The 19,636-nt window shown below is 69.3% G+C and carries 19 protein-coding genes; 7 read left to right on the plus strand and 12 right to left on the minus strand.

The features are described 5' to 3' along the window. Positions 1-10 precede the first annotated feature (10 nt). The 5 genes from ABIC63_RS09985 to ABIC63_RS10005 all read right to left on the minus strand — a co-directional run bounded on the left by ABIC63_RS09985 (position 11) and on the right by ABIC63_RS10005 (position 4,015). A complete protein-coding gene (locus tag ABIC63_RS09985; protein ID WP_354319620.1) occupies positions 11-514 on the minus strand; it encodes an EVE domain-containing protein in 504 nt (167 codons plus the stop codon). 4 nt (positions 515-518) lie between these two features. Next, positions 519-890, minus strand: a complete 372-nt coding sequence (locus tag ABIC63_RS09990; RefSeq protein WP_354319621.1) for a VOC family protein — start codon at positions 888-890, stop codon at positions 519-521. Positions 891-1,068: 178 nt separating this feature from the next. Then, a complete protein-coding gene (locus ABIC63_RS09995) occupies positions 1,069-2,805 on the minus strand; it encodes a PhoH family protein (RefSeq protein ID WP_354319622.1) in 1,737 nt (578 codons plus the stop codon). A 193-nt stretch (positions 2,806-2,998) separates the two neighbouring features. Then, a complete protein-coding gene (locus ABIC63_RS10000) occupies positions 2,999-3,475 on the minus strand; it encodes a peroxiredoxin (RefSeq protein WP_017759323.1) in 477 nt (158 codons plus the stop codon). Positions 3,476-3,628: 153 nt separating this feature from the next. Next, the gene (locus ABIC63_RS10005; protein ID WP_354319623.1) at positions 3,629-4,015 is read right to left on the minus strand and encodes an Mth938-like domain-containing protein; all 387 of its coding nucleotides are present in this window, start codon (positions 4,013-4,015) and stop codon (positions 3,629-3,631) included. Positions 4,016-4,082: 67 nt separating this feature from the next. Between ABIC63_RS10005 and ABIC63_RS10010 the strand changes: the two genes are divergently transcribed. From ABIC63_RS10010 to moaD, 6 genes are read left to right on the plus strand one after another with little or no spacing between them, the layout of a single operon-like run. Further along, entirely contained in the window at positions 4,083-5,306 is a 1,224-nt protein-coding gene (locus ABIC63_RS10010) for a pyridoxal phosphate-dependent aminotransferase (protein WP_017757303.1), read from the plus strand. Positions 5,307-5,358: 52 nt separating this feature from the next. Next, a complete protein-coding gene (locus ABIC63_RS10015) occupies positions 5,359-6,681 on the plus strand; it encodes a homoserine dehydrogenase (RefSeq protein WP_294371840.1) in 1,323 nt (440 codons plus the stop codon). A gap of 10 nt (positions 6,682-6,691) precedes the next feature. Beyond that, a complete protein-coding gene (thrC, locus tag ABIC63_RS10020) occupies positions 6,692-8,110 on the plus strand; it encodes a threonine synthase (protein WP_354319624.1) in 1,419 nt (472 codons plus the stop codon). Further along, on the plus strand, positions 8,107-8,652 hold the full coding sequence (gene mobB, locus ABIC63_RS10025) for a molybdopterin-guanine dinucleotide biosynthesis protein B (protein WP_354319625.1): 546 nt from the start codon (positions 8,107-8,109) through the stop codon (positions 8,650-8,652). The genes thrC and mobB overlap by 4 nt, the downstream gene beginning before the upstream one ends. Further along, entirely contained in the window at positions 8,645-9,940 is a 1,296-nt protein-coding gene (locus ABIC63_RS10030) for a molybdopterin molybdotransferase MoeA (protein ID WP_354319626.1), read from the plus strand. Before mobB ends, ABIC63_RS10030 begins: the two co-directional genes overlap by 8 nt. Beyond that, positions 9,937-10,194, plus strand: coding sequence for a molybdopterin converting factor subunit 1 (gene moaD, locus ABIC63_RS10035; protein ID WP_354319627.1), 258 nt, complete (start codon positions 9,937-9,939; stop codon positions 10,192-10,194). Before ABIC63_RS10030 ends, moaD begins: the two co-directional genes overlap by 4 nt. A gap of 85 nt (positions 10,195-10,279) precedes the next feature. Here the strand turns inward: moaD and ABIC63_RS10040 are convergent, their stop codons facing one another. Beyond that, complete coding sequence (locus ABIC63_RS10040; RefSeq protein WP_354319628.1) at positions 10,280-11,227, minus strand: dihydrodipicolinate synthase family protein; 948 nt, start codon at positions 11,225-11,227, stop codon at positions 10,280-10,282. 332 nt (positions 11,228-11,559) lie between these two features. Between ABIC63_RS10040 and ABIC63_RS10045 the strand changes: the two genes are divergently transcribed. Further along, positions 11,560-12,039 (plus strand): molybdenum cofactor biosynthesis protein MoaE, encoded by a 480-nt coding sequence (locus ABIC63_RS10045; RefSeq protein ID WP_354319629.1) that lies wholly within the window; start codon positions 11,560-11,562, stop codon positions 12,037-12,039. 63 nt (positions 12,040-12,102) lie between these two features. On the opposite strand, the gene ABIC63_RS10050 is transcribed toward ABIC63_RS10045, so the two are convergent. From ABIC63_RS10050 to ABIC63_RS10075, 6 genes are read right to left on the minus strand one after another with little or no spacing between them, the layout of a single operon-like run. Continuing rightward, the gene (locus ABIC63_RS10050; protein WP_354319630.1) at positions 12,103-16,212 is read right to left on the minus strand and encodes a pilus assembly protein; all 4,110 of its coding nucleotides are present in this window, start codon (positions 16,210-16,212) and stop codon (positions 12,103-12,105) included. Beyond that, on the minus strand, positions 16,209-16,841 hold the full coding sequence (locus ABIC63_RS10055; protein WP_234197017.1) for a pilus assembly PilX family protein: 633 nt from the start codon (positions 16,839-16,841) through the stop codon (positions 16,209-16,211). The genes ABIC63_RS10050 and ABIC63_RS10055 overlap by 4 nt, the downstream gene beginning before the upstream one ends. Continuing rightward, positions 16,835-18,028: a PilW family protein gene (locus ABIC63_RS10060; protein ID WP_354319631.1), complete on the minus strand. Its 1,194-nt coding sequence runs from the start codon at positions 18,026-18,028 to the stop codon at positions 16,835-16,837. The genes ABIC63_RS10055 and ABIC63_RS10060 overlap by 7 nt, the downstream gene beginning before the upstream one ends. Next, positions 18,025-18,501 carry a type IV pilus modification protein PilV gene (pilV, locus tag ABIC63_RS10065; RefSeq protein ID WP_354319632.1) on the minus strand — a complete coding sequence of 159 codons (477 nt, stop codon included), beginning with the start codon at positions 18,499-18,501 and terminating at the stop codon, positions 18,025-18,027. Before pilV ends, ABIC63_RS10060 begins: the two co-directional genes overlap by 4 nt. Continuing rightward, positions 18,495-19,124: a GspH/FimT family pseudopilin gene (locus ABIC63_RS10070; protein WP_354319633.1), complete on the minus strand. Its 630-nt coding sequence runs from the start codon at positions 19,122-19,124 to the stop codon at positions 18,495-18,497. Before ABIC63_RS10070 ends, pilV begins: the two co-directional genes overlap by 7 nt. After that, positions 19,124-19,627 carry a type IV pilin protein gene (locus tag ABIC63_RS10075; protein WP_294371703.1) on the minus strand — a complete coding sequence of 168 codons (504 nt, stop codon included), beginning with the start codon at positions 19,625-19,627 and terminating at the stop codon, positions 19,124-19,126. Before ABIC63_RS10075 ends, ABIC63_RS10070 begins: the two co-directional genes overlap by 1 nt. Between the last annotated feature and the right edge of the window lie 9 nt (positions 19,628-19,636).

Here is a 19,636-nt window from a genome sequence, read left to right on the forward strand (position 1 = left end):
GGCAAACGGATCAGGTGGGATCGGCGATGGGAAGGCGGGCCTGCATGGCGGCGGCGATACGTCGCATGTCGTCCGCGCCGATTTCGAACAGGCCGAAGCGCAGCTTATAGCCCCATCCGCGGCGGTCTCGGGTGAAGTCCAGCTGGTCCACCAAGCCGGCGATGGGCACCTCGCAGGCCTCGGCATAGTGCACGTCGCGCCGCCAGGGCACGAAGCCACCGCCCATGTCGGCCTGGTAGGGGGCCGACGGCGCCACCGTGCCCACCGAGACGAAGGCCTGCAGCCGGTCACGCGCGCCGAAGCGCTCGGAGGGCGCGTAGTAGGCCACGCAGTCGCCCGCCGCCAGGCGCCGCAGCGGCGCGCCGCGGCCATGGCAGACCTGCATGAAGCCGGCGGGCCGGTGATCGCGGCCCAGGCGGGCATGTTCGGCGCTGGCCACGGCGATCCAGTGGCGGGCCGGCCGGGCGGACGCGCTGCACGGCGGCATGAGCAGGCCGAAGGGTGGGGGCGGCACGGCGTCAGTCCAGGGCATGCAGACCGACCACATTGCCCTCGGGATCGCGCACCAGGGCGAAATAGCCGATGCCGGGGGCGATGAGCGTGCGCGGCGTGACGACCTGGCCGCCGGCTTGCATGGCGCGGTCGAGCGCGCCTTGCACGCCTGGCTCGCAGTCGAGGTAGACGACGGTGCCGCCTTCGGCCGGACGATGCCCCTCGCGGCGCACCAGGCAGCCGCCCGCGCCGGGCTTGTCGTGGGCGAACACGGCCATGGTGCCGCCGCCCATGTCCTCGGTGCCGCGCATCGCGCGGTCGAGCATGCGTTCGTAGAAGCGCTGGGCAGCAGCAAGGTCGGTGACGGGGATCTCGAACCAGGTGTTGGCGTTGCGCATGGAAAGCTCCTTTCGGTGGTGATGAACAGGAGCGTGATGCTGCGCCGAGGCTCCTGACAGCGTGTTGTCAGGAGGCCGGCGGTGGTACGCGTTCGGCCGGCGAGCGCCCAGGAAAAAGCCCGCGCGGCCTGGCGGCGGCGCGGGCAGTGACGACGATGCGGCCGTCGATGGACGAGCGTCAGAGCACGTCGCTGGCGAAGTCGGCCAGCCGCGAGCGCTCGCCGCGCGCCAGCGTGATGTGGCCGCTGTGCGGCCAGCCCTTGAAGCGGTCGACCGCGAAGGTGAGGCCCGAGGAGCCTTCGGTCAGGTAGGGCGTGTCGATCTGCGCGAGGTTGCCCATGCAGATGATCTTGGTGCCCGGGCCGGCGCGGGTGATCAGCGTCTTCATCTGCTTGGGCGTCAGGTTCTGCGCCTCGTCGATGATCACGTACTTGTTGAGGAAGGTGCGGCCGCGCATGAAGTTCATGCTCTTGATCTTGATCTTGGAGCGGATCAGTTCATTGGTGGCCGCACGGCCCCATTCGCCGGCGCCGCCGTTGTCGCCCTTGGCCAGGAACTCCAGGTTGTCGTCCAGGGCGCCCATCCAGGGGCCCATCTTCTCCTCCTCGGTACCGGGCAGGAAGCCGATGTCCTCGCCCACGCTCACGGTGGCGCGGGTCATGATGATCTCGGTGTAGCGCCTGTCGTCGAGCACCTGCGTCAGGCCCGAGGCCAGGGCCATCAGCGTCTTGCCCGTGCCAGCGGTGCCGGTCAGGGTGACGAAGTCGATGTCCGGGTCCATGAGCAGGTTCATGGCGAAGTTCTGTTCGCGGTTGCGCGTGGTCACGCCCCAGACGGCGTTCTTGCCCGAGCTGTAGTCCTTCAGCGTCTTGAGCACCGCCGTCTTGTCGCGCACCTCGGTCACACGGGCGTACATGCTCGGCTCGCCGGGGGCTTCGAAGTAGACGAACTGGTTGATGTAGAGGCTGGGCACCAGCGGCCCCGTGATGCGGTAGAAGGTGCTGCTGCCCGACTGCCAGCTTTCCACCGCCTTGCTCTGGCGCGTCCAGAAGTCGGCCGGCAGCGCGAGCGAGCCCGAATACAGCAGGTCGCCGTCCTCGAGCGCCTTGTCGTTCTGGTAGTCGTCGGCGGCCAGGCCCAGGGCGCGCGCCTTGACGCGCATGTTGATGTCCTTGGACACCAGCACCACCTCGCGCCGGTCCGCGCCCTTGTTCTTCTCGTGCAGCGCGCGCAGGGCCTGCACCACACCCAGGATCTGGTTGTCCGCCTTGCCCTGGGGCAGGCTGGTGGGCAACTGGTAATCGAGCGGCTGGGTCTGGAAGAACAGCCGGCCACCCGCTTCCTTGTGGCCGGTGGTGTCGAGCTTGAGCCCCTCGCTCATGTCGGCGCCCTGCGCGGCGGCCAGGGCGTCGAGCGTGCGGCTGGCCTGGCGGCCATTGCGCGCGACTTCGGTCGTGCCTTTCTTGTGGCCGTCCAGTTCCTCCAGCACGATCATCGGCAGGTAGATGTCGTGCTCCTCGAAGCGGAACAGACAGGTCGGGTCGTGCAGCAGCACGTTGGTGTCGAGCACGAACAGGCGCTTGGGGCCGGTCTTTTTCACGCTGCGCTTGCGGCGATCCTGGGCCGGCTCCTCGGCGGCACGGCTGGCCAGGGGTGCCGGGGGCAGCGGGGCGACGACCGGCTCCGCCAGGCGAGCCGTGATCGGCGCCGCGACGGGCGCGAGCGCCACGGCTGGCGAGGCGCCGCCTGCATCGGGCAACTGGCGGTCGTCGAACAGCGTGGGGGATTCTTTCCGCGCGTCCGTCTGCCGTTCAGCCGAAGTACGGCGCGCCTTGGGGGCGGCGCGCGCCGGTGCGTCGAGCGCTTCCGGCGAAAGCAGGGCTGCACGCTTGGTCGGGGCGGGGGGCAGGGGCATGGAGGAACAGGCTCGCTGAAAAGTCGCGCGCAAAGGCGCAGGGGCCGAAAAACGAAAAAGCCGCCTGGAGACCAGGGCGGCTTCTTTCGGGGGATGCTGTCGTCGGGCTCAACGGCATGGGGCCATTATGCACACCGACCGGGCTCCCTCTCGTGACGGACGGCGCCGCTTGGCGATGACCGCCACCAGGGCGTCAGGCGGCCTTCTTGAGCGCCTTGACTTCCTTGAGGACCTCGTCCACATGGCCGGGCACCTTGAGTCCGCGCCATTCGGCCTTGAGCACGCCGTCGGGGCCGATCAGGAAGGTGCTGCGCTCGATGCCCTTGACCTTCTTGCCATACATGATCTTGTTCTTGACCACGCCGAACATGTGGCACATCTTTTCTTCGGTGTCGGCGATCAGTTCGAAGGGCAGCTCGAGCTTGGCCTTGAACTCGTCATGGGACTTCATGTTGTCGCGCGACACCCCGAAGACCACCGCGCCGGCCTTCACGAAATCCTTGTAGTGGTCGCGGAACTGCATGGCCTCGGTGGTGCAGCCGGGCGTGTTGTCCTTGGGGTAGAAGTACAGCACGACGGTCTGGCCGAGGTGGGACGTGTTCGAGACCTTGATTCCGCCGGTGGCGCTGGCATCGAATTCGGGAATGGGTTTGTTGACAACGATCGCCATGAAACTTGTAATCTCCGCTCTGGGTTCCCGAGAAATGACGCGAAACCGGGATCCCTTGATGCAACGAGGTTGCGTTCCACGACGCAAGCATGTGCAAATTCTTCGAGGGAACGCGGTCCGGTCTGCAACCGCAGATTTTATCCCGATTGCCAATCAGCGGATAGCCGTCCGTGCTTCCAAAAGGAGGGCGGCGACCACATGGCGTCCTTCGCCGGCCAGGATGTTGTAGGTGCGGCAGGCGGCGGCGGTGTCCATGGTCTCCACCCCGGTGCCCGCCGCGATCAGCGGGGCAAGCCATGCAGGCTTGGGAAAACGGATCCGCTCCCCGCTGCCGAAGATCACCACCTCCGCCTTCAACTCGGCCAGCTGTGCGAAGTGCGAGGGCGTCAGCGCCTCGAACCGGTCGCAGGGCCAGTCGAAACGCTCGTCGCGCGAGCCGACGACCACGCTCGCATCCACCCGCTGACCATTGATGGCCACCCATCCAGGCCCCGTCGCGGTGACGGTCTGGACGTCGTGTTTGTCGGGCTGGAGCTTCATCGGGAGGGGGCTTTCATCTGTGTTCCAATTGTAGGTTTCCCCTTTTGGCGGGCCCCTCGGAGGGACTTTGAAAGCGATCAAGAAATCGGCCAAGCTGGCCCATGTGCTGTACGACATCCGCGGTCCCATCATGGACGCGGCCAAGCAGATGGAGGAAGAGGGCCAGAAGATCATCAAGCTGAACATCGGCAACCTTGCGCCCTTCGGCTTCGATGCGCCCGAAGAGGTGCAGCAGGACATGATCCGCCACCTGCCGGCGTCGGCGGGCTATTCCGACAGCAAGGGCATCTTCGCCGCACGCAAGGCGGTGATGCACTACACCCAGCAGCAGGGCATCGCGGGCGTCACGCTCGAGGACATCTACCTGGGCAATGGCGCCAGCGAGCTGATCGCGATGGCCACCAACGCGCTACTGGACGACGGCGACGAACTGCTGCTGCCCGCGCCCGACTATCCGCTGTGGACGGCGGTCACCAGCCTGTCGGGGGGCAAGCCGGTCCACTACCTGTGCGACGAGGCCAACCAGTGGATGCCCGACCTGGACGACATCCGCGCCAAGATCACGCCGCGCACCAAGGGCATCGTGGTCATCAACCCCAACAACCCGACGGGTGTCGTCTACAGCGACGCGTTGCTCAAGGGCCTGGTCGAGATCGCCCGCGAGCACGAGCTGGTGCTGCTGGCCGACGAGGTCTACGACAAGGTGCTGTACGACGGCGTCAAGCACACGGCGCTGGGCAGCCTGTCCACCGACGTGCTGACGCTGACCTTCAACTCGCTGTCCAAGAGCTACCGCTCCTGCGGTTACCGCGCGGGCTGGATGGTGGTGTCCGGCGACAAGCGCGCCGCCAGCGACTACATCGAAGGCCTGAACATGCTGGCCAACATGAAGCTGTGCTCCAACGTGCCGGGCCAGTGGGCCATCCAGACGGCGCTGGGCGGCTATCAAAGCATCAACGAGCTGGTCGGCCCCGGTGGCCGGCTGCGCCGCCAGCGCGACCTAGCCTATGACCTGATCACCTCGATCCCCGGCGTGAGCTGCGTCAAGCCGCAGGCGGCGCTGTACATGTTCCCGCGGCTCGACCCCAAGGTCTATCCCATCGCGGACGACCGGCAGTTCTTCCTCGAACTGCTCAAGGAAACCCGCGTGATGCTGGTGCAGGGCACCGGCTTCAACTTCCCCGACCAGCAGCACTTCCGCATCGTCTTCCTGCCGCACGAGGACGACCTGCGAGAGGCCATCGCCCGCATCGAACGCTTCCTTGCGCGCTACCGCCAGCGCCACGCCTGATTCCCGAGCATCCCGATTGACTGACGAGTGATCCGCTATGACGACTGAATCCATGAAACCCATCCAGGTCGGCCTGCTCGGCATCGGCACCGTGGGCAGCGGCACCTTCGAAGTGCTGCGCCGCAACCAGGAAGAGATCCGCCGCCGCGCGGGCCGCGGCATCGAGATCGCCATGGTGGCCGACCTCGACACCGAGCGCGCCCGTCGCGTGGTGGGCGAGGGAGTGAAGGTGGTGGGCGATGCCCGCGAGGTGATCGCCAATCCCGAGATCGACATCGTGATCGAGCTGATCGGCGGCTACGGCATCGCCAAGGCGCTGGTGCTCGAAGCCATCGCGGCTGGCAAGCATGTGGTCACGGCCAACAAGGCGCTGCTGGCCGTGCATGGCACCGAAATCTTCGCAGCCGCCCATCAGCGCGGCGTGATGGTGGCCTTCGAGGCCGCGGTGGCCGGCGGCATCCCGATCATCAAGGCGCTGCGCGAGGGCCTGACGGCCAACCGCATCGAGTGGATCGCCGGCATCATCAACGGCACCACCAACTTCATCCTGTCGGAGATGCGGGACAAGGGCCTGGACTTCGGCACCGTGCTGAAAGAAGCGCAGCGCCTGGGCTATGCCGAGGCCGACCCCACCTTCGACATCGAAGGCGTGGACGCCGCCCACAAGCTCACGCTGATGAGTGCGATCGCCTTCGGCGTGCCTGTGCAGTTCGACAAGGCCTATGTTGAAGGCATCACGCAGCTGGCCGCGCAGGACATCAAGTACGCCGAGCAACTGGGCTACCGCATCAAGCTGCTGGGCGTGACGCGCCGCACGGCCAAGGGCATCGAGCTGCGCGTGCACCCCACGCTGGTGCCGACCAAGCGCCTGCTGGCCAATGTGGAGGGCGCGATGAACGCCGTGGTCGTGCACGGCGACGCCGTCGGCACCACGCTGTACTACGGCAAGGGCGCGGGCAGCGAGCCCACGGCCAGCGCCGTGATCGCCGACCTGGTGGACATCACCCGCCTGCATTCGGCCGACGTGCAGCACCGCGTGCCGTACCTCGCCTTCCATCCGCAGTCGATGAGCGACCTGCCCGTGCTGCCCATGAGCGAGGTCACCAGCAGCTACTACCTGCGCCTGCGCGTCGCCGACCAGGCCGGCGTGCTCGCCAAGGTGACGGGCCTGTTGGCCACCGCCGGCATCAGCATCGACGCCGTGCTGCAGCGCGAGGCCGAGGATGTGGGCGGCGAAGGCTCCACCGACACCGACCTGATCATCCTCACGCACGACGCGCGCGAAGGCGCGGTGGACAGCGTGATCGCCGAACTGCAGGCGCTGCCCACGGTGCTCGCGCCGGTGGTGCGTCTGCGCAAGGAAGAACTGCGCTGAAGACGCCGCGATGAACTACCTCTCCACCCGCGGGGACCCGACGCCCCGCAAGTTCTGCGAGATCCTGCTCGAAGGCCTGGCCCCCGACGGCGGCCTGTACCTGCCCGAGCGCTATCCGCAGGTCGATGCCACCATGCTGGCGCGCTGGCGCACGCTGGCCTACCACGAACTGGCCTTCGAGATCCTGTCGCTCTACATCGACGACATCCCGGCCGACGACCTGCGCACCCTGTGCGCGAAGACGTATACCGAAGAGGTCTTCGGCACGGCCGACATCACGCCGCTGCGCGAACTGGAAGACGGCGTCTACCTTGAAGGGCTGTCCAACGGCCCCACGCTCGCCTTCAAGGACATGGCGATGCAACTGCTAGGCAATCTGTTCGAGTACGAACTGGGCCGCCGCGGCGAGCAGCTGAACATCCTGGGCGCGACCAGCGGCGACACCGGCAGCGCGGCCGAGTACGCCATGAAAGGCAAGAAGGGCGTGTGCGTCTTCATGACCTCGCCCGACGGCCGCATGAGCCCCTTCCAGCAGGCGCAGATGTTCAGCCTGCAGGACGCCAACATCCACAACATCGCCATCACCGGCGTGTTCGACGATTGCCAGGACATCGTCAAGGCGGTGAGCAACGACCTGGTCTTCAAGCGCCAATACCGCATCGGCACTGTCAACTCGATCAACTGGGCGCGGCTGCTGGCCCAGGTCGTCTACTACTTCAAAGGCTGGATCGAGGCCACGGGACCGCAGGGCGGCGAGGTGAGCTTCACCGTGCCTTCCGGCAACTTCGGCAACGTCTGCGCCGGCCACGTGGCACGCATGATGGGCCTGCCGATCCGCAAGCTGGTCGTGGCGACCAACGAGAACGACGTGCTCGACGAGTTCTTCCGCACCGGCGTCTACCGCGTGCGCGGCGCGGCCGACACGCACGAGACCTCCAGCCCGTCCATGGACATCAGCAAGGCCAGCAACTTCGAGCGCTTCGTCTTCGACCTGCTGGGCCGCGACGGTGCGCGCACCAAGGCGCTGTTCCAGGACGCGCTGGCGCGCGAGGGCCGCTTCGACCTGAGCGCCGACCCGGTCTTCGCCGATGCGGCGGGCCGCTTTGGCTTCCGCTCGGGCCGCAGCACGCATGCCGACCGCCTGGCCACCATCCGCGACACCGACGAGCGCTTCGCCGTGCTCATCGACACCCACACGGCCGACGGCCTGAAGGTGGCGCGCGAGCACATCGAACCGGGCGTTCCGATGGTGGTGCTGGAGACCGCCCTGCCGATCAAGTTCGCCGCCACCATCGTCGAGGCCCTGGGCCGCGAGCCCGATCGGCCGGCCAGGTTCGAGGGCATCGAGTCGCTGCCCAAGCGCGTGGTGCGGCTGCCGGCCGATGCCGAGCAGGTCAAGCGCTACATCGCCGAGCACTGCGCCGCATGAAGGTCGTGGTCTTTGCCGGCTACTCCGGGGCGGGCAAGACCACCCTGGTCGAGCGGGTGATCGCCGAGCTGCGCGGGCAGGGCCGGCGCGTCTCGGTCATCAAGCATGCCCACCACAAGTTCGACATCGACCATCCCGGCAAGGACAGCTGGCGCCATCGCCAGGCGGGCGCCTTCGAGGTGGTGGTCGCCTCCGACCGGCGCATGGCGCTGATGCGCGAATTCGAGCAGCCGACGGAGCCCGACGTGCACCACCTGCTGGCCGAACTGTGGGACGGCGTGGACTGGGTGCTGGTCGAAGGCTTCAAGCACTGCGACCTGCACAAGGTCGAGGTCATGCGCCGCATCGAGCCGGGCCAGGAACCGCGCCCGGCGCTCTATCCGCTGGACGATTCCGTCTGCGCCATCGCCACCGACACGACCGAGAACCTGCCCCAGCCCACCGACCTGCCAGTCTTCGACCTGGACGATGCCGCGGGTGTGGCGCAGTGGCTGCTGCAGAGCGGCGAACGCTTCGTCTACCACCCCGAGCACCATGTCTGACGCAACCGCTGCCCCGGCGCCCGCTGCGCGCCGCCCGCTGATGCCCCTGGACGACGCCCTGGCCCGGCTGATGGCCCAGGCGCAGCCGCTGGCGGGCATCGAGGACTGCAACACCTTCGACGCCGATGGCCGCGTGCTGGCGCGTGACCTGGTCGCGGCGCTCACCGTGCCGCCGGCGGACAACAGCGCCATGGACGGCTATGCCGTGCGCACCGCCGACTGCGCCGCGCCGGGCACGGTGCTGCGCGTGGCGCAGCGCATCCCGGCCGGCAGCACCGGCGAGCCGCTGGCGGCCGGCACGGCGGCGCGCATCTTCACCGGCGCGCCCATCCCGCCCGGTGCCGATGCCGTGGTCATGCAGGAAGACGCCGAGGCCCTGCCCGACGACGGCAGCCTGGGCCGGGTGCGCGTGACGACCGTGCCGCAGGCCGGGCAATGGATCCGCCGCGCCGGCGAGGATGTCGAGCGCGGCAGCGTGGTGCTCGCCGCCGGCCAGCGCCTCACGCCGCAGGCCCTGGGCCTGGCCGCCAGCATCGGTTTCGCCAGCCTGCCGGTGCGCCGCCGGCCGCGCGTGGCGATGCTTTCCACCGGCGATGAGCTGGTCATGCCCGGCACCATCGCGCCCGAGGCCATGCCGCCCGGCGCCATCTACAACTCCAACCGCTTCTTCCTGCGCGCGCTGCTGCTGCGCATGGGGTGTGAGGTGCAGGACCTCGGGCTGGTGCCCGACCGGCTGGAGGCCACCATCGACGGCCTGCGCGCTGCGGCCTCGCAGAACGACCTGATCATCACCACCGGCGGCGTGTCGGTGGGGGAGGAAGACCATGTGAAGGCCGCCGTGCAGTCGCTCGGCACGCTGGAGCACTGGGCGCTGGCCATCAAGCCGGGCAAGCCGTTCGCGTACGGCACCATCGCGCGGCCGGCGCTCGAAGAGGGCGGCATCGAGCGATGCCATGTCTGCGGACTGCCGGGCAATCCGGTCTCCAGCTTCATGACCTTCCTGCTGCTGGTGCGGCCCTTCCTGATGGCGCTGCTGGGCGCCACCCAGGCCGTGCCGGCCGCGGTGCAGATGACGGCGGGCTTCGACTGGCCGCGGCCCGACCGGCGGCGCGAGTTCCTGCGCGCGCGCATCGGTGCAGACGGGCGGCTCGACCTCTTCGCCAACCAGAGCTCGGGCGTGCTGACGTCGACCGTCTGGGGCGACGGCGTGATCGACAACCCGGGCGGCCAGGCCATCGCCGCGGGCGACACTGTGCGCTTCATCCCCTTCGGCGCCTGGCTGGCATGACGAAGACGATCCGCGTCCGCTATTTCGCTTCGATCCGCGAGGCCCTGGGCACCGGCGAAGAAGCTGTCATTACACAGGCCGAGACGCTCGGCGCCCTGCGCGACGAACTCATCGCACGGGGTGGGCCGCATGCCGCCGCGCTGGCCCGCGGCCGCGCCGTGCGGCTGGCGCTGGACCAGGTGATGGCCAAGGACGACGCCGCGCTGCGCGACGGCGCCGAGGTCGCCTTCTTTCCGCCCGTGACAGGCGGCTAGGGTCGGGGAACGGCCCCTGGGCGTCTGCCGCGGTCCTCTGCGTCGTCGGCCCGGCGATGCTGTGTCCCGATGATGCTGATCGACCTCAGCCGCCGCTGGACAGCGCCGCATCCAACGCCAGCAGGCGCGCCGTCAACGCCCCACCGGCGCTGGTCATCGGTGCGCGCAACTCACCGGCCATCTCGGCACGGCCGCTCAGCACCGCCTTGATCGGCGCCGGGTTGGGTGCCTCGAACAGCCCCTCGATCAGCGGCAGCAGCGGCTGCCACAGCGCCCGGGCCTCCAGCAGCCGGCCCTGGCGCAGCAGCGTGATGACGCGGGCCAGCCGTGCCGTCTGCACATGGGCGCAGGCTGCGATGGCGCCGCAGCCGCCTTCGGCGACGGTGGGGAAGATCTGGGCGTCCTCGCCCGCCAGCACCTGCAGCCGGCCGTCGGCGATCAGGGCGCGGGTCTTGCTGAAGTCGCCCCCGCAGTCCTTCACGCCGACGATGCGCGGGTGGGTGGCCAGGGCCAGCAGCGTCTCGCGGGCCAGCGTGCTGCCCGTGCGATATGGGATGTCGTAGACGAGCACCGGCACCGGGCTGGCATCGGCCAGCTGCTGGAACCAGTCGAGCAGGCCGGCCTGCGAAGGGCGGATGTACAGCGGTGCGGGCAGCAGCACGCCGGCCAGGTCTGCACCGACGAGTGCGCGCAGCCGCTGGGCGGTGTCGCCCAGGTGGTAGCCGGAGATGCCGAGCACCCGACGCACGCCGGGTGCCACGTCGGCAACAGTGGCCAGCACGGCCTGCTGCTCCGCATCGCCCAGGGACGCGGCTTCGCCGGTGGAGCCGCAGACCACGAAGCCGGCGATCGGCTCGGCGGCCAGGCGCAGGGCCAGCGCTGCCAGGGCCGCATGGTCCACGGCCCCGTCACGGAAGGGCGTGACGAGCGGCACCCAGAGGCCGGAGAAGTCGCGGCTCGGCGAAACATGGGGCGATGCGCCGACGGCGTCCGATGCCGGATCGGTGGAGAGGCGGGGGGAGAAAGAGGACACGCGTTTTCCTTGAACAACAGGCTTCGACCGACGACGAGGCCGTCGGCGGATGCAGGCAACAGGGGAAACGCAAGGGCGGCTGCTGCCGCCCGGAGGCTGCCGTGTCGCTCATCCGACGACGGCAGCCGCAGCTCCGGTCAGATGAGCTGGACTTTCTTGGCTTTGGCCGCAGCCGCCGGCTGCATGCCGACCGCCTGGGCGCGATGCCGGGCGGAGAGCGTGTGCAGGAAGCGGGTGGCCATGGGGCGCGAGTGTAGCGACCCTGGGCCCGCCCGCGCCCGCCCGGGGCCAGCCACAGCGGCCGGGGACATCGGGCGCGGCAGAATGGGCGGATGACTGCCCCATCGCGTGTTCGCATCCAGACCGAGGACTTCGACCTGACCACCGAGGTGGCCCTGCTGCGTGCGGGCAATGCCGGCGTCGGCGCCGTGTGCGCCTTCATCGGCACCGTGCGCGACCACAGCGAGGGCGCCACTGTGGCGGCCATGGAGCTGGAGCACTATCCCGGCATGACCGAATCGTCCATCGAGGCCATGATCGACGAGGCGCATCGGCGCTTCGACATCCTCGGCGCACGGGTGGTGCACCGGGTCGGCCCGCTGCAGCCGACGGACCAGATCATGATGGTGGCGGTGGTCTCGGCCCACCGGGGCCAGAGCTTCGAGGCCTGCGAGTTCCTGATGGACTACCTCAAGACCCAGGCGCCGTTCTGGAAGAAGGAGTCGACGCCCGATGGTGCCCGCTGGGTCGACGCACGGGTGAGCGACGACCGGGCGTTGGCGCGGTGGGGGCTGGACCTGCCGAACGCCTGAGCGCCACGCGGGCGTCGGTCGTGCAACGGACCGGCCCGGCTCGCCTGTCCGCGTCCACGCCTCTCAGGAGCCGTCCTGCAGCCGCCGCCAGGAGATGCGGCGGGTGCCGGCCGCGGTGGTGGAGGTGGGCACCGTCGTGATCTTCACCGCGCCGGTCGAGTCCTTGGTGGTGGCCACGATCCGGCCCGACGGCGTGATCGAGAGCGTCGCCGCGCTCGACACGCCGGCGCTCGACAGCAGCGCCCCCACGTTGGTGGTCCCCGTCACCGCCAGGCCGGTGGCGAAGTTCACGTAGTTGATGAAGCTCGAGCCGCCCGTGGTGCAGGCGCCTGCATTGCTGGGCGTGTTCGACACGTAGACCAGCGTGCCCGCGTACAGGATCGGATCCACATCCACCCGCTCGCCGGAGCGCGGCAGGTCGGCATACCAGCCGTTCATCGTGCGGAAGTCCATCGTCGTGTTCGCCAGGCTGCTGGCCGTGCGCGTGCCGGCGTTGTCGGTCAGCGTGATCGGCATGAAGCAGTTGGTGGTGGCACCCGTGGTGCAGGCGTTGGTGCGCGGCGTGTTGAACAGGGCGCTGGTGCTCGTGGTCAGCGGGTCCTTGATGGCGTACATGGTCTGCGCCTGCGTGGTGGTGACGTCGGTCACGCCCAGGTAGGCGCCAGTGCCGACGAAGACCACGTGCTGCCCGGCCGCCAGGCCCAGTTCGGGCGTGGTCGTGACGGGTTGGCGGGTGTTGGCGGCATCGGTCAGCACGGCCAGAAGCTGCACGGGCGCGGTGCCGCCGCTGGCGGTCACGCTCCGCAGGTCGAAGCGCCAGAGATTGCCGTAGAGGTCGCCGCCGTAGACCTGCGTGGCGGTGTTGTCGACGGTGCTGTCCGTCCAGGCGCTGATCTGCGACAGGCCGCTGGGACAGGGCGCTGCCGAGCAGCCGGTGACCGTGCCGGTGCCGCTGGTGCCCAGGCCGTTGCCGATCTTCTTGATGAGCGCGCCGGTCACGGCGTTGAGCACCCAGATCGTGCCCTGGCCACTGCCGGGCGACAGGTTGTTGTAGCCCGAGCTGACGATGGCGACCCAGGTGCCGTCCGACAGCTTGGTCACCACCGGTGCACCGTAGGTGAAGCCCACGTCGTCGTCGCGGCGGCTGGTGGGCAGCACGCTGCTGCTGCCGAATTCCCACAGCACCGTGGGCGAGGCCGGGTTGGTCACGTCCAGCGCCCAGTACGCACGGCCGCCGCCGCCCAGGCCACCCACCAGGATCGTGCGCCAGCTGCCGCTGGCGTACACGTCCGCCTGCGTGATCTGGCCATCGACGAAATAGCTGTGGTTGGCGGCGTAGTTCTTGTCGGCGAGCTTGTACAGGTTGGGCAGCAGCACGGAAGGGATGTAGGCCCAGGCCTCGGCGCCGGTGCCGGCATTGATGGCGTGCAGCATGCCGTCGTTGGCACCCACGTAGACCATGCCGGTGCGCGAGGCCTGGCTGGACTTGTAGGCGGCGTAGCCGGTGTCGGCATAGTTGCGGATCGGCGCCTGCACGTACACCGGCGCCGAGTTGACGATGTCGCCCAGCACATGCGTGCGCGAGCGGTAGTAGCGGGTGCGCGGCGTGCCCTCGTTGCTGCGGTCGCCGCGCAGGTAGTTGACGAGGTTGAGGCCGCCGGCGCCGGTGGTCGTGCCGGCCTGCGTGCTGTCCACCCGCTGGTCCGCCGGCAGGCAGCTGGTGCCGGCGGTGCACAGCTGCGACATCGACGAGATGGACGCGATCTGGAAGTAGCCCTGCATGGTGGTCGTGAGCGAACTCCAGTCGAAGCTCACGCGCGCGCTGTTGGCCGCGTCGTAGGTGAAGATGGTGCGGGCGGTGTAGGCCGTGTTGTCCAGCAGCGGCGCCGTGGTGAGGGCGCCGGAGTTGCTCGCGCAGTCGCTGCCCGCGCCCGAGAGCGACCAATCGGGTGTGGTGCCGGTTGCGCCCGTCGTGGCGTCCACGGGGTAGCGGGCCAGGTCGCCGAACCACTTGCCGGAGCAGAAGGTCGCCGAGTAGGTGTAGCTGCTGGTGCTGGTGCTCAGCACCTGGGCGCTCTGCGCCACGGCCGCCGAGCTGGCGGTGGTGGCGTCCACCGTGTTCAGGAAGTTGCTCAGTCCGGCCTTGATGTCGGCGGCGTTGGCGGCGCTGTAGTAGGTGCCGCGGCCGTTGACGGCGGCGTGCCAGAGGTCGTCGATGGCCGTCTGCGTGTCGCCCACCGGCGCGGGCCAGGTGCAGCGGCCCGAGCTTTGCCAGATGCAGGTGCCGGCGGTCTGGGTGCTGCTGCTCGTGAGCGTGCCGTTGGCCACGGCGAAGTAATCGCCGCTGGTGGCGTTGGCGTAGTCCGGGTCGTAGAGCATGAAGCCCGAGGCCCCCAGCCCGATGGTGGACGTAACCATGTTCTGCAACTTGTTGGAATAGGCGTTGCTCGAGACGTCGGTGCCGGCGCTGTTGGTGGTGTTGCCGAAGGCCGAGGCGCGCAGGTCGGTGACGTAGTAGTACTCGGCCACGTCGGCCAGCGTGTCGGCGATGGCATTGCCGTCGAGGAAGGGGCGCGACTCGGCGCCGTCCCGGTCGCCGATGGCGCCGCCGGTGACGGTCACCCCCAACTGGCCGGTGGCGGTCGAGGCGTTCCAGTAGCCGTCGGTGGACAGCAGCGTGTAGTTGCGCTGGCAGGCGTACTGCATCGGGTCGGTGGTGGTCACGCCGTTGATGCTGCTCACCTTGGCCGCGTAGTACTGCCCGGCCTGCGACAGCGCGAAGCGCAGCGGCGTGCCGCCGCCGGGCAGGGCGGTGGTCAGGCGGCTGTACCACAGCTGCTTCTGCCCGCCGCTGCCCGCGTTGTTGTCCGCCACGTTCAGGAAGTTGGTGGTGCCGCTGCTGTTGTTGATGCTCATGTACCCCAGGCGGTAGTTGGCCGTCAGGGTGTTGAAGGCGATGCTGGTAGCGCTCTTCATGGCCTGCATCCGCGTGCGGTAGTACGCCCACCAGTTGGCGAAGTTGGTCATCTCCTCCGCGTAGGTGCAGGTGGTGGTGTTGGTGGTGCAGTCGGTGCGGGTGCTGGCGCGGGTCGTGGTGCCGGGGTAGGTGTAGGTGGCCGTGCTGGACGTGATCGTCGTCAGCAGGTTGCTGCCGGGCGTGCCGCCGCTGAAGGCGGTGGGCGTGACCGAGAAGGCCCCGGCGCGCGTGACCACCGGCGTGGCCGTCGTGCTGCCGTCCGGCGCCGTGACGGTCACCGTGCTGCCGCTGGCGCTCGCGCTGTAGCCGGCGGTCTGGCAGTTGCCGGTCGCGGCGGCCGTGCAGTTGTTGATGTTGCTGGCGATGCGGGAGGCCACGGTCGAGGTGCTGGTGCTGCCCGAGGTGGTGCCCGACAGGATCTCCAGGCCGTTGACCTTGATGCTGCTGACGGTGGTGTTGGTGAACAGTGTGAAGCCCGAGACGGAGATCGTGGCCGTGGCCGGCATGCCCGCAGGCCGCTCGAAGGTGTAGGTGGCCGGCGCACTGCTGCTGTCGATGCGCGAGGCCTGGCAGTTGCTCAGCGACGCCGAGGTGCACCAGCGCAGGTAGGCCGGAAAGGGGTAGGTCGTCGAGGGCGCGCTCTGCGTGTTGCAGGTGCGCAGGTTGGCAGCGGTGCAGTACTCGCCGGGCACGAAGGTGTAGTAGTAGGCCTGGCTGGTGAGGTTCTGCGTGCTGCCCGAATTGGAGTTGGTGAAGAGGTTGTTGGTGCCGGTGTTCGGGATGTTGCTCGTCGACATGGCACCGAAGCCGTCGTAGGGAACCCGCGTCCAGGTCGACGTATTGGCCGCCGTCATGCTGGGATAGCTGCTGCCGTCGTAGTAAAGCGGTGGCGAGTAGGTGATGGCCGGGTCGTAGTACACGCCGTTGAAGCGGCTGTTGCGCACCAGCGAATCGTTGTTCCGGTAGTCGCTGTCGCCCGCCCAGTCGGGCATGAAGTCCCACACCATGCTCCCGGAGTTGTCGAGCACGTACAGGATGTTGGGCTTGACCAGCGTGGCGCTCGATGTCTCCAGCGGGGCGGTGGCCAGGTCGGTCACCGCGCCGAGCGCCGGCGCCACCAGGCCGAGCGCCAGCAGGCCCAGTTGCACCCGCCAGCTGCGGGAGCGCGCGACGTGACGGCGAAGGGATGCATTCATAGCGCCACCATGGCTTGGATGAAGGAGACGGTGTTGCGCGGCCCCGCCACGCGCACGGTGATGCGGTAGTACACCTGGGCGTTGGTCGGAGGCGCCAGGCTGCCCGCCTTGCGGCTGCTGGAGGTGTCCAGCGCCAGCGGCGACGCGCTGCAGCCGTTGGTGCTGGAGGCATCGCCGGCCGTGCTGCACATGCGCTGGATCAGGTAGGCGGGGGTGTTGCCCGCACTGTCCTGCGCGGGGCTCAGCGTGACGGCGGTGTAGCCGGCCGCGACGAGGGTGTTCCAGACGGTGGTCCAGGTCTGGCCGCTGGCCGGGTCGGTGCGCACCGCCGCATAGCCGGCGGCCTTCTGGTCGCAGGCGAGCACGGTGGTGCCGGTGCTGCAGGTGCCCAGGCCCGACACGCTGGCCTTGCCGGTGCTGTTCTCCAGCCATGCGATGGCCGCCTCGACGGCGCGGTCGGCCGACGTCGCCGCCGCCTGTTCGAAGGCCAGGTTGCCCGCGATGGTGGCCGAGGTCGAGACGGTGCGCATCAGGCCCAGGGCCGCCAGCGTCATGATGACCAGCGCCACCAGCGCGATCACCATGATGAAGCCGCGCTGGCCGCGGCGTGGCCGGCGCGTGCTCAGCATTTGACGTTGCCCCCCTGGTAGCTCTGCTGGTTGCCGTTCCAGATGATGTTGCGCAGCGGGATGCTCACCTCGATGGTCTTGTAGCGGTAGTGCTGCCATTCGCTGTTGCCGCTCAGGTCGATGGGGGCGGCCGTGGGCGTGACGGTGGTGAGGGCGGTGGTGGTGCTGGTGTTGGCCGTGGAACCCGACCAGGTCGGCGCTGCCGTGGTGACGAGCGCCTTGTCGTACTGCTGGCTGCGCGCCACCAGCGCCAGGCGCAGCCCGATCACGCGCAGCCAGCCGCAGTACAGCGGCACGGTGCCGCCGCTCGCCGGCGTCGTCTGGTCGAAGGTGTCGACCACGCCGTCCATGGCCGAGGCGGCCAGGCCGCTCGTGTCGCGCCCGTACTGCGCACGCAGGCTCACTACGTTGCTGGTGACCGGCACCCACACGGCGCTGTTCGACACGTTGCTGCTGCTGCCGCAGTTGTTGACCAGGTAGTCGCACATGGTCAGGTTGCCGTTGCGCACGGCAAAGGCATGGATGCTCGGCTGCGCGCCCAGGTTGTAGGCGCCGCTGTTCAGCGGCAGGCTGGCGGTGGCCGAGGTCAGCGTCAGGGCTGAGCCGGAGATCGCCGTCACCCGGCCCAGGCGCAGGGCGCAGGCCGAGCTGCTGTCGCGCGTGGTGCCGGCCGCCACCACCCAGTCACCGACGGCGAAGCTGGCCGGCGTGCTGACCGTGAGGCTGGTCGATGTGCTCACGGCCAGGGTCGCGTCGCCCTCGGACGGGCTGCCGGAGGCGCCGCCGATGACCAGCAGCGTGTCGGTGTTCGCGTCGCCCGCCGGCACCAGCGAGGTGGCGGGATTGACCGTCACGGGCGCCAGCGCGCCCAGCGTCACGGCCGCGCCATCGCCGGTCGTGGTGTAGCCCAGCGAGCAGCCCAGCAGCGTGTAGGCGCTCAGGCCCAGGCCGGCCTGTGTCAGCTCACGGCTGAGCAGGTGCGAGGCGAGGGCGCCGTTGATCTGCGCGTCGCCGCTGCTGCCGGCCAGCCGCTGCTGCGTGCTGGCGGAGGACAGCAACTGCAGGATCACCAGCACGGCGAACATGCCGATCAGGATGCCCACCATGATCTCGACCAGGCTGAAGCCGCGCTGGCGGCTGCGGCGCCCGGCGCTGGGGGCGGGGACGGTAGGACGCGTGGCGGTCATGGCTTCATCTGCGCCAGGGCGACGTACTGGTGGGCGGTGGCGTCGCCGGGCCCCTTCCAGAAGATGGTGATGGTGGCCAGGCTGGTACTGACGGGCGACGTGCCGCCACCGCTCACGGTGCTGAAGGTGACGGTGGGGGCCAGCGTGCTGCTGTCCGCCCCGGGCAGGCCCGAGTTGGTGACCGCGGCGCGCCAGCTGGCATAGCCGGCGCCGTTGCCGCTGCTGCCGTAGTTGCCCTGCAGCGTGGCGGCGGTGCGGTCGCTCATCCACATGCGGCCGATCAGGTCGTTGGCCAGCATGGCCGCGGTGGTGCGGTACTCGGCACCCGAGGCTTGGCGCACGGCCGTGGCATAGAGGCCGGCGATGCCCAGCATGCCGATGGCGAAGATGGCCAGCGCGACCAGCACTTCGATGATGGTGGCGCCCTGCTGCGGCCGAGCGCAGCGGGCGCGGGTGTGCACCTGGGTCAGCATTTCATGGGGTCGTTGGTGGTGGTGCGGGTCAGGTCGCACAGGCGCGCGTCGCCGCTGACGCTCACGGCGATGCGCAGGCAGCGCACGTTGCCGCCCTGGGCGATGCAGCTGCCGCCGCTGCTGCCCAGGTCGACCGTGAACTGCGCCGGCGTCGCGACGGTAGGGTTGGTGGTGCCCGTCATGCGGCCCAGCGGATCGAAGGCGATCACGCCGCTGCCGCTGGCGGTCAGGGTGATGTCGCTGGTCGCATTGCTCACCACCGGACTCTTCTGGATCAGGAAGGGCGAGACGGTCGTGCTGATGGCGCCGGCGCAACCCGAGGCCGGCGACACGGAGGCGCCGGCGTTGCTCACCCAGAAGGGCCCGCTGGTGCTCAGCGCGCAGCCGTTGTCCAGGGTGGTCACGAGCTGGAAGCGCACGTTGGCATTGCGGCGGATGGCCTCGGCGCGCGCCTGCTGCAGCCCGGCGCGCAGCGACTCGGCCGTGGTGCGCACCCGGGCGTTGCGCATCCAGTCGCCGAAGGCGGGCACCGCGAGCGCCAGCAGGATGGCCAGCAGGGCCACGCCCACCATCAGCTCGATCAGGCTCATGCCCCCCGCGCCCCGCCGACGCCCCCGCTGCATCAGCAGATCCCGCCCTTGTTGGTGACCCAGCAGTTGTTGGGCGTGGCGGCCGTCCAGCCGGAGACGCCGGTGATGGTGCTCGTCTTGTTGCCGTCCTGGTCGACGGTGTAGGTGAAGCCAGCCATGCTGCCGGAGCCCGTGGCGGTGAGGGTGTAGGTGGTGGTCGAGCCGTTCGTGTTGGCCGCGCCCGGCGTGCAGCTCAGGCCGAAGTACTTCAGCGTGACCGCCGCCTGCATCGCGCCGCAGACGGTGGCGGAACCGGGCGCGGAGTAGGTCTTGGCGTCCTGGAACCATTGCTCCATGCGCCCCTGGTAGGCGGCGAGGTTCGAGGTCGCCTCGGGGATGCGCCCGCGGCGGACGTAGTCCGAGTAGGCGGGCAGGGCGATCGCCGCCAGGATGCCGACGATGGCCACGACGATCATCACCTCGATGAGGGTGAAGCCCGCCGACGCGGGGCGCCGTGGGCGGCCGGAGGAGGGGAGGGGGCAGTGCGAGGAGGTCACGTCAAGATT

This window comes from Pseudacidovorax sp. 1753 (assembly GCF_040544975.1).
Taxonomy (GTDB): Bacteria; Pseudomonadota; Gammaproteobacteria; order Burkholderiales; family Burkholderiaceae_C; genus Xenophilus.

Coding starts and splice junctions, on each gene's coding strand:
- ABIC63_RS10000 (WP_017759323.1), bottom strand. CDS start 3,475: ATGGCGATCGTTGTCAACAAACCCATTCCCGAATTCGATGCCAGCGCC.
- ABIC63_RS10030 (WP_354319626.1), top strand. CDS start 8,645: ATGTCTGACGCAACCGCTGCCCCGGCGCCCGCTGCGCGCCGCCCGCTG.
- ABIC63_RS10045 (WP_354319629.1), top strand. CDS start 11,560: ATGACTGCCCCATCGCGTGTTCGCATCCAGACCGAGGACTTCGACCTG.
- thrC (WP_354319624.1), top strand. CDS start 6,692: ATGAACTACCTCTCCACCCGCGGGGACCCGACGCCCCGCAAGTTCTGC.
- mobB (WP_354319625.1), top strand. CDS start 8,107: ATGAAGGTCGTGGTCTTTGCCGGCTACTCCGGGGCGGGCAAGACCACC.
- ABIC63_RS10055 (WP_234197017.1), bottom strand. CDS start 16,841: ATGCTGAGCACGCGCCGGCCACGCCGCGGCCAGCGCGGCTTCATCATG.
- pilV (WP_354319632.1), bottom strand. CDS start 18,501: ATGCTGACCCAGGTGCACACCCGCGCCCGCTGCGCTCGGCCGCAGCAG.
- ABIC63_RS10050 (WP_354319630.1), bottom strand. CDS start 16,212: ATGAATGCATCCCTTCGCCGTCACGTCGCGCGCTCCCGCAGCTGGCGG.
- ABIC63_RS10070 (WP_354319633.1), bottom strand. CDS start 19,124: ATGCAGCGGGGGCGTCGGCGGGGCGCGGGGGGCATGAGCCTGATCGAG.
- moaD (WP_354319627.1), top strand. CDS start 9,937: ATGACGAAGACGATCCGCGTCCGCTATTTCGCTTCGATCCGCGAGGCC.
- ABIC63_RS10060 (WP_354319631.1), bottom strand. CDS start 18,028: ATGACCGCCACGCGTCCTACCGTCCCCGCCCCCAGCGCCGGGCGCCGC.
- ABIC63_RS09990 (WP_354319621.1), bottom strand. CDS start 890: ATGCGCAACGCCAACACCTGGTTCGAGATCCCCGTCACCGACCTTGCT.
- ABIC63_RS10005 (WP_354319623.1), bottom strand. CDS start 4,015: ATGAAGCTCCAGCCCGACAAACACGACGTCCAGACCGTCACCGCGACG.
- ABIC63_RS09995 (WP_354319622.1), bottom strand. CDS start 2,805: ATGCCCCTGCCCCCCGCCCCGACCAAGCGTGCAGCCCTGCTTTCGCCG.
- ABIC63_RS10015 (WP_294371840.1), top strand. CDS start 5,359: ATGAAACCCATCCAGGTCGGCCTGCTCGGCATCGGCACCGTGGGCAGC.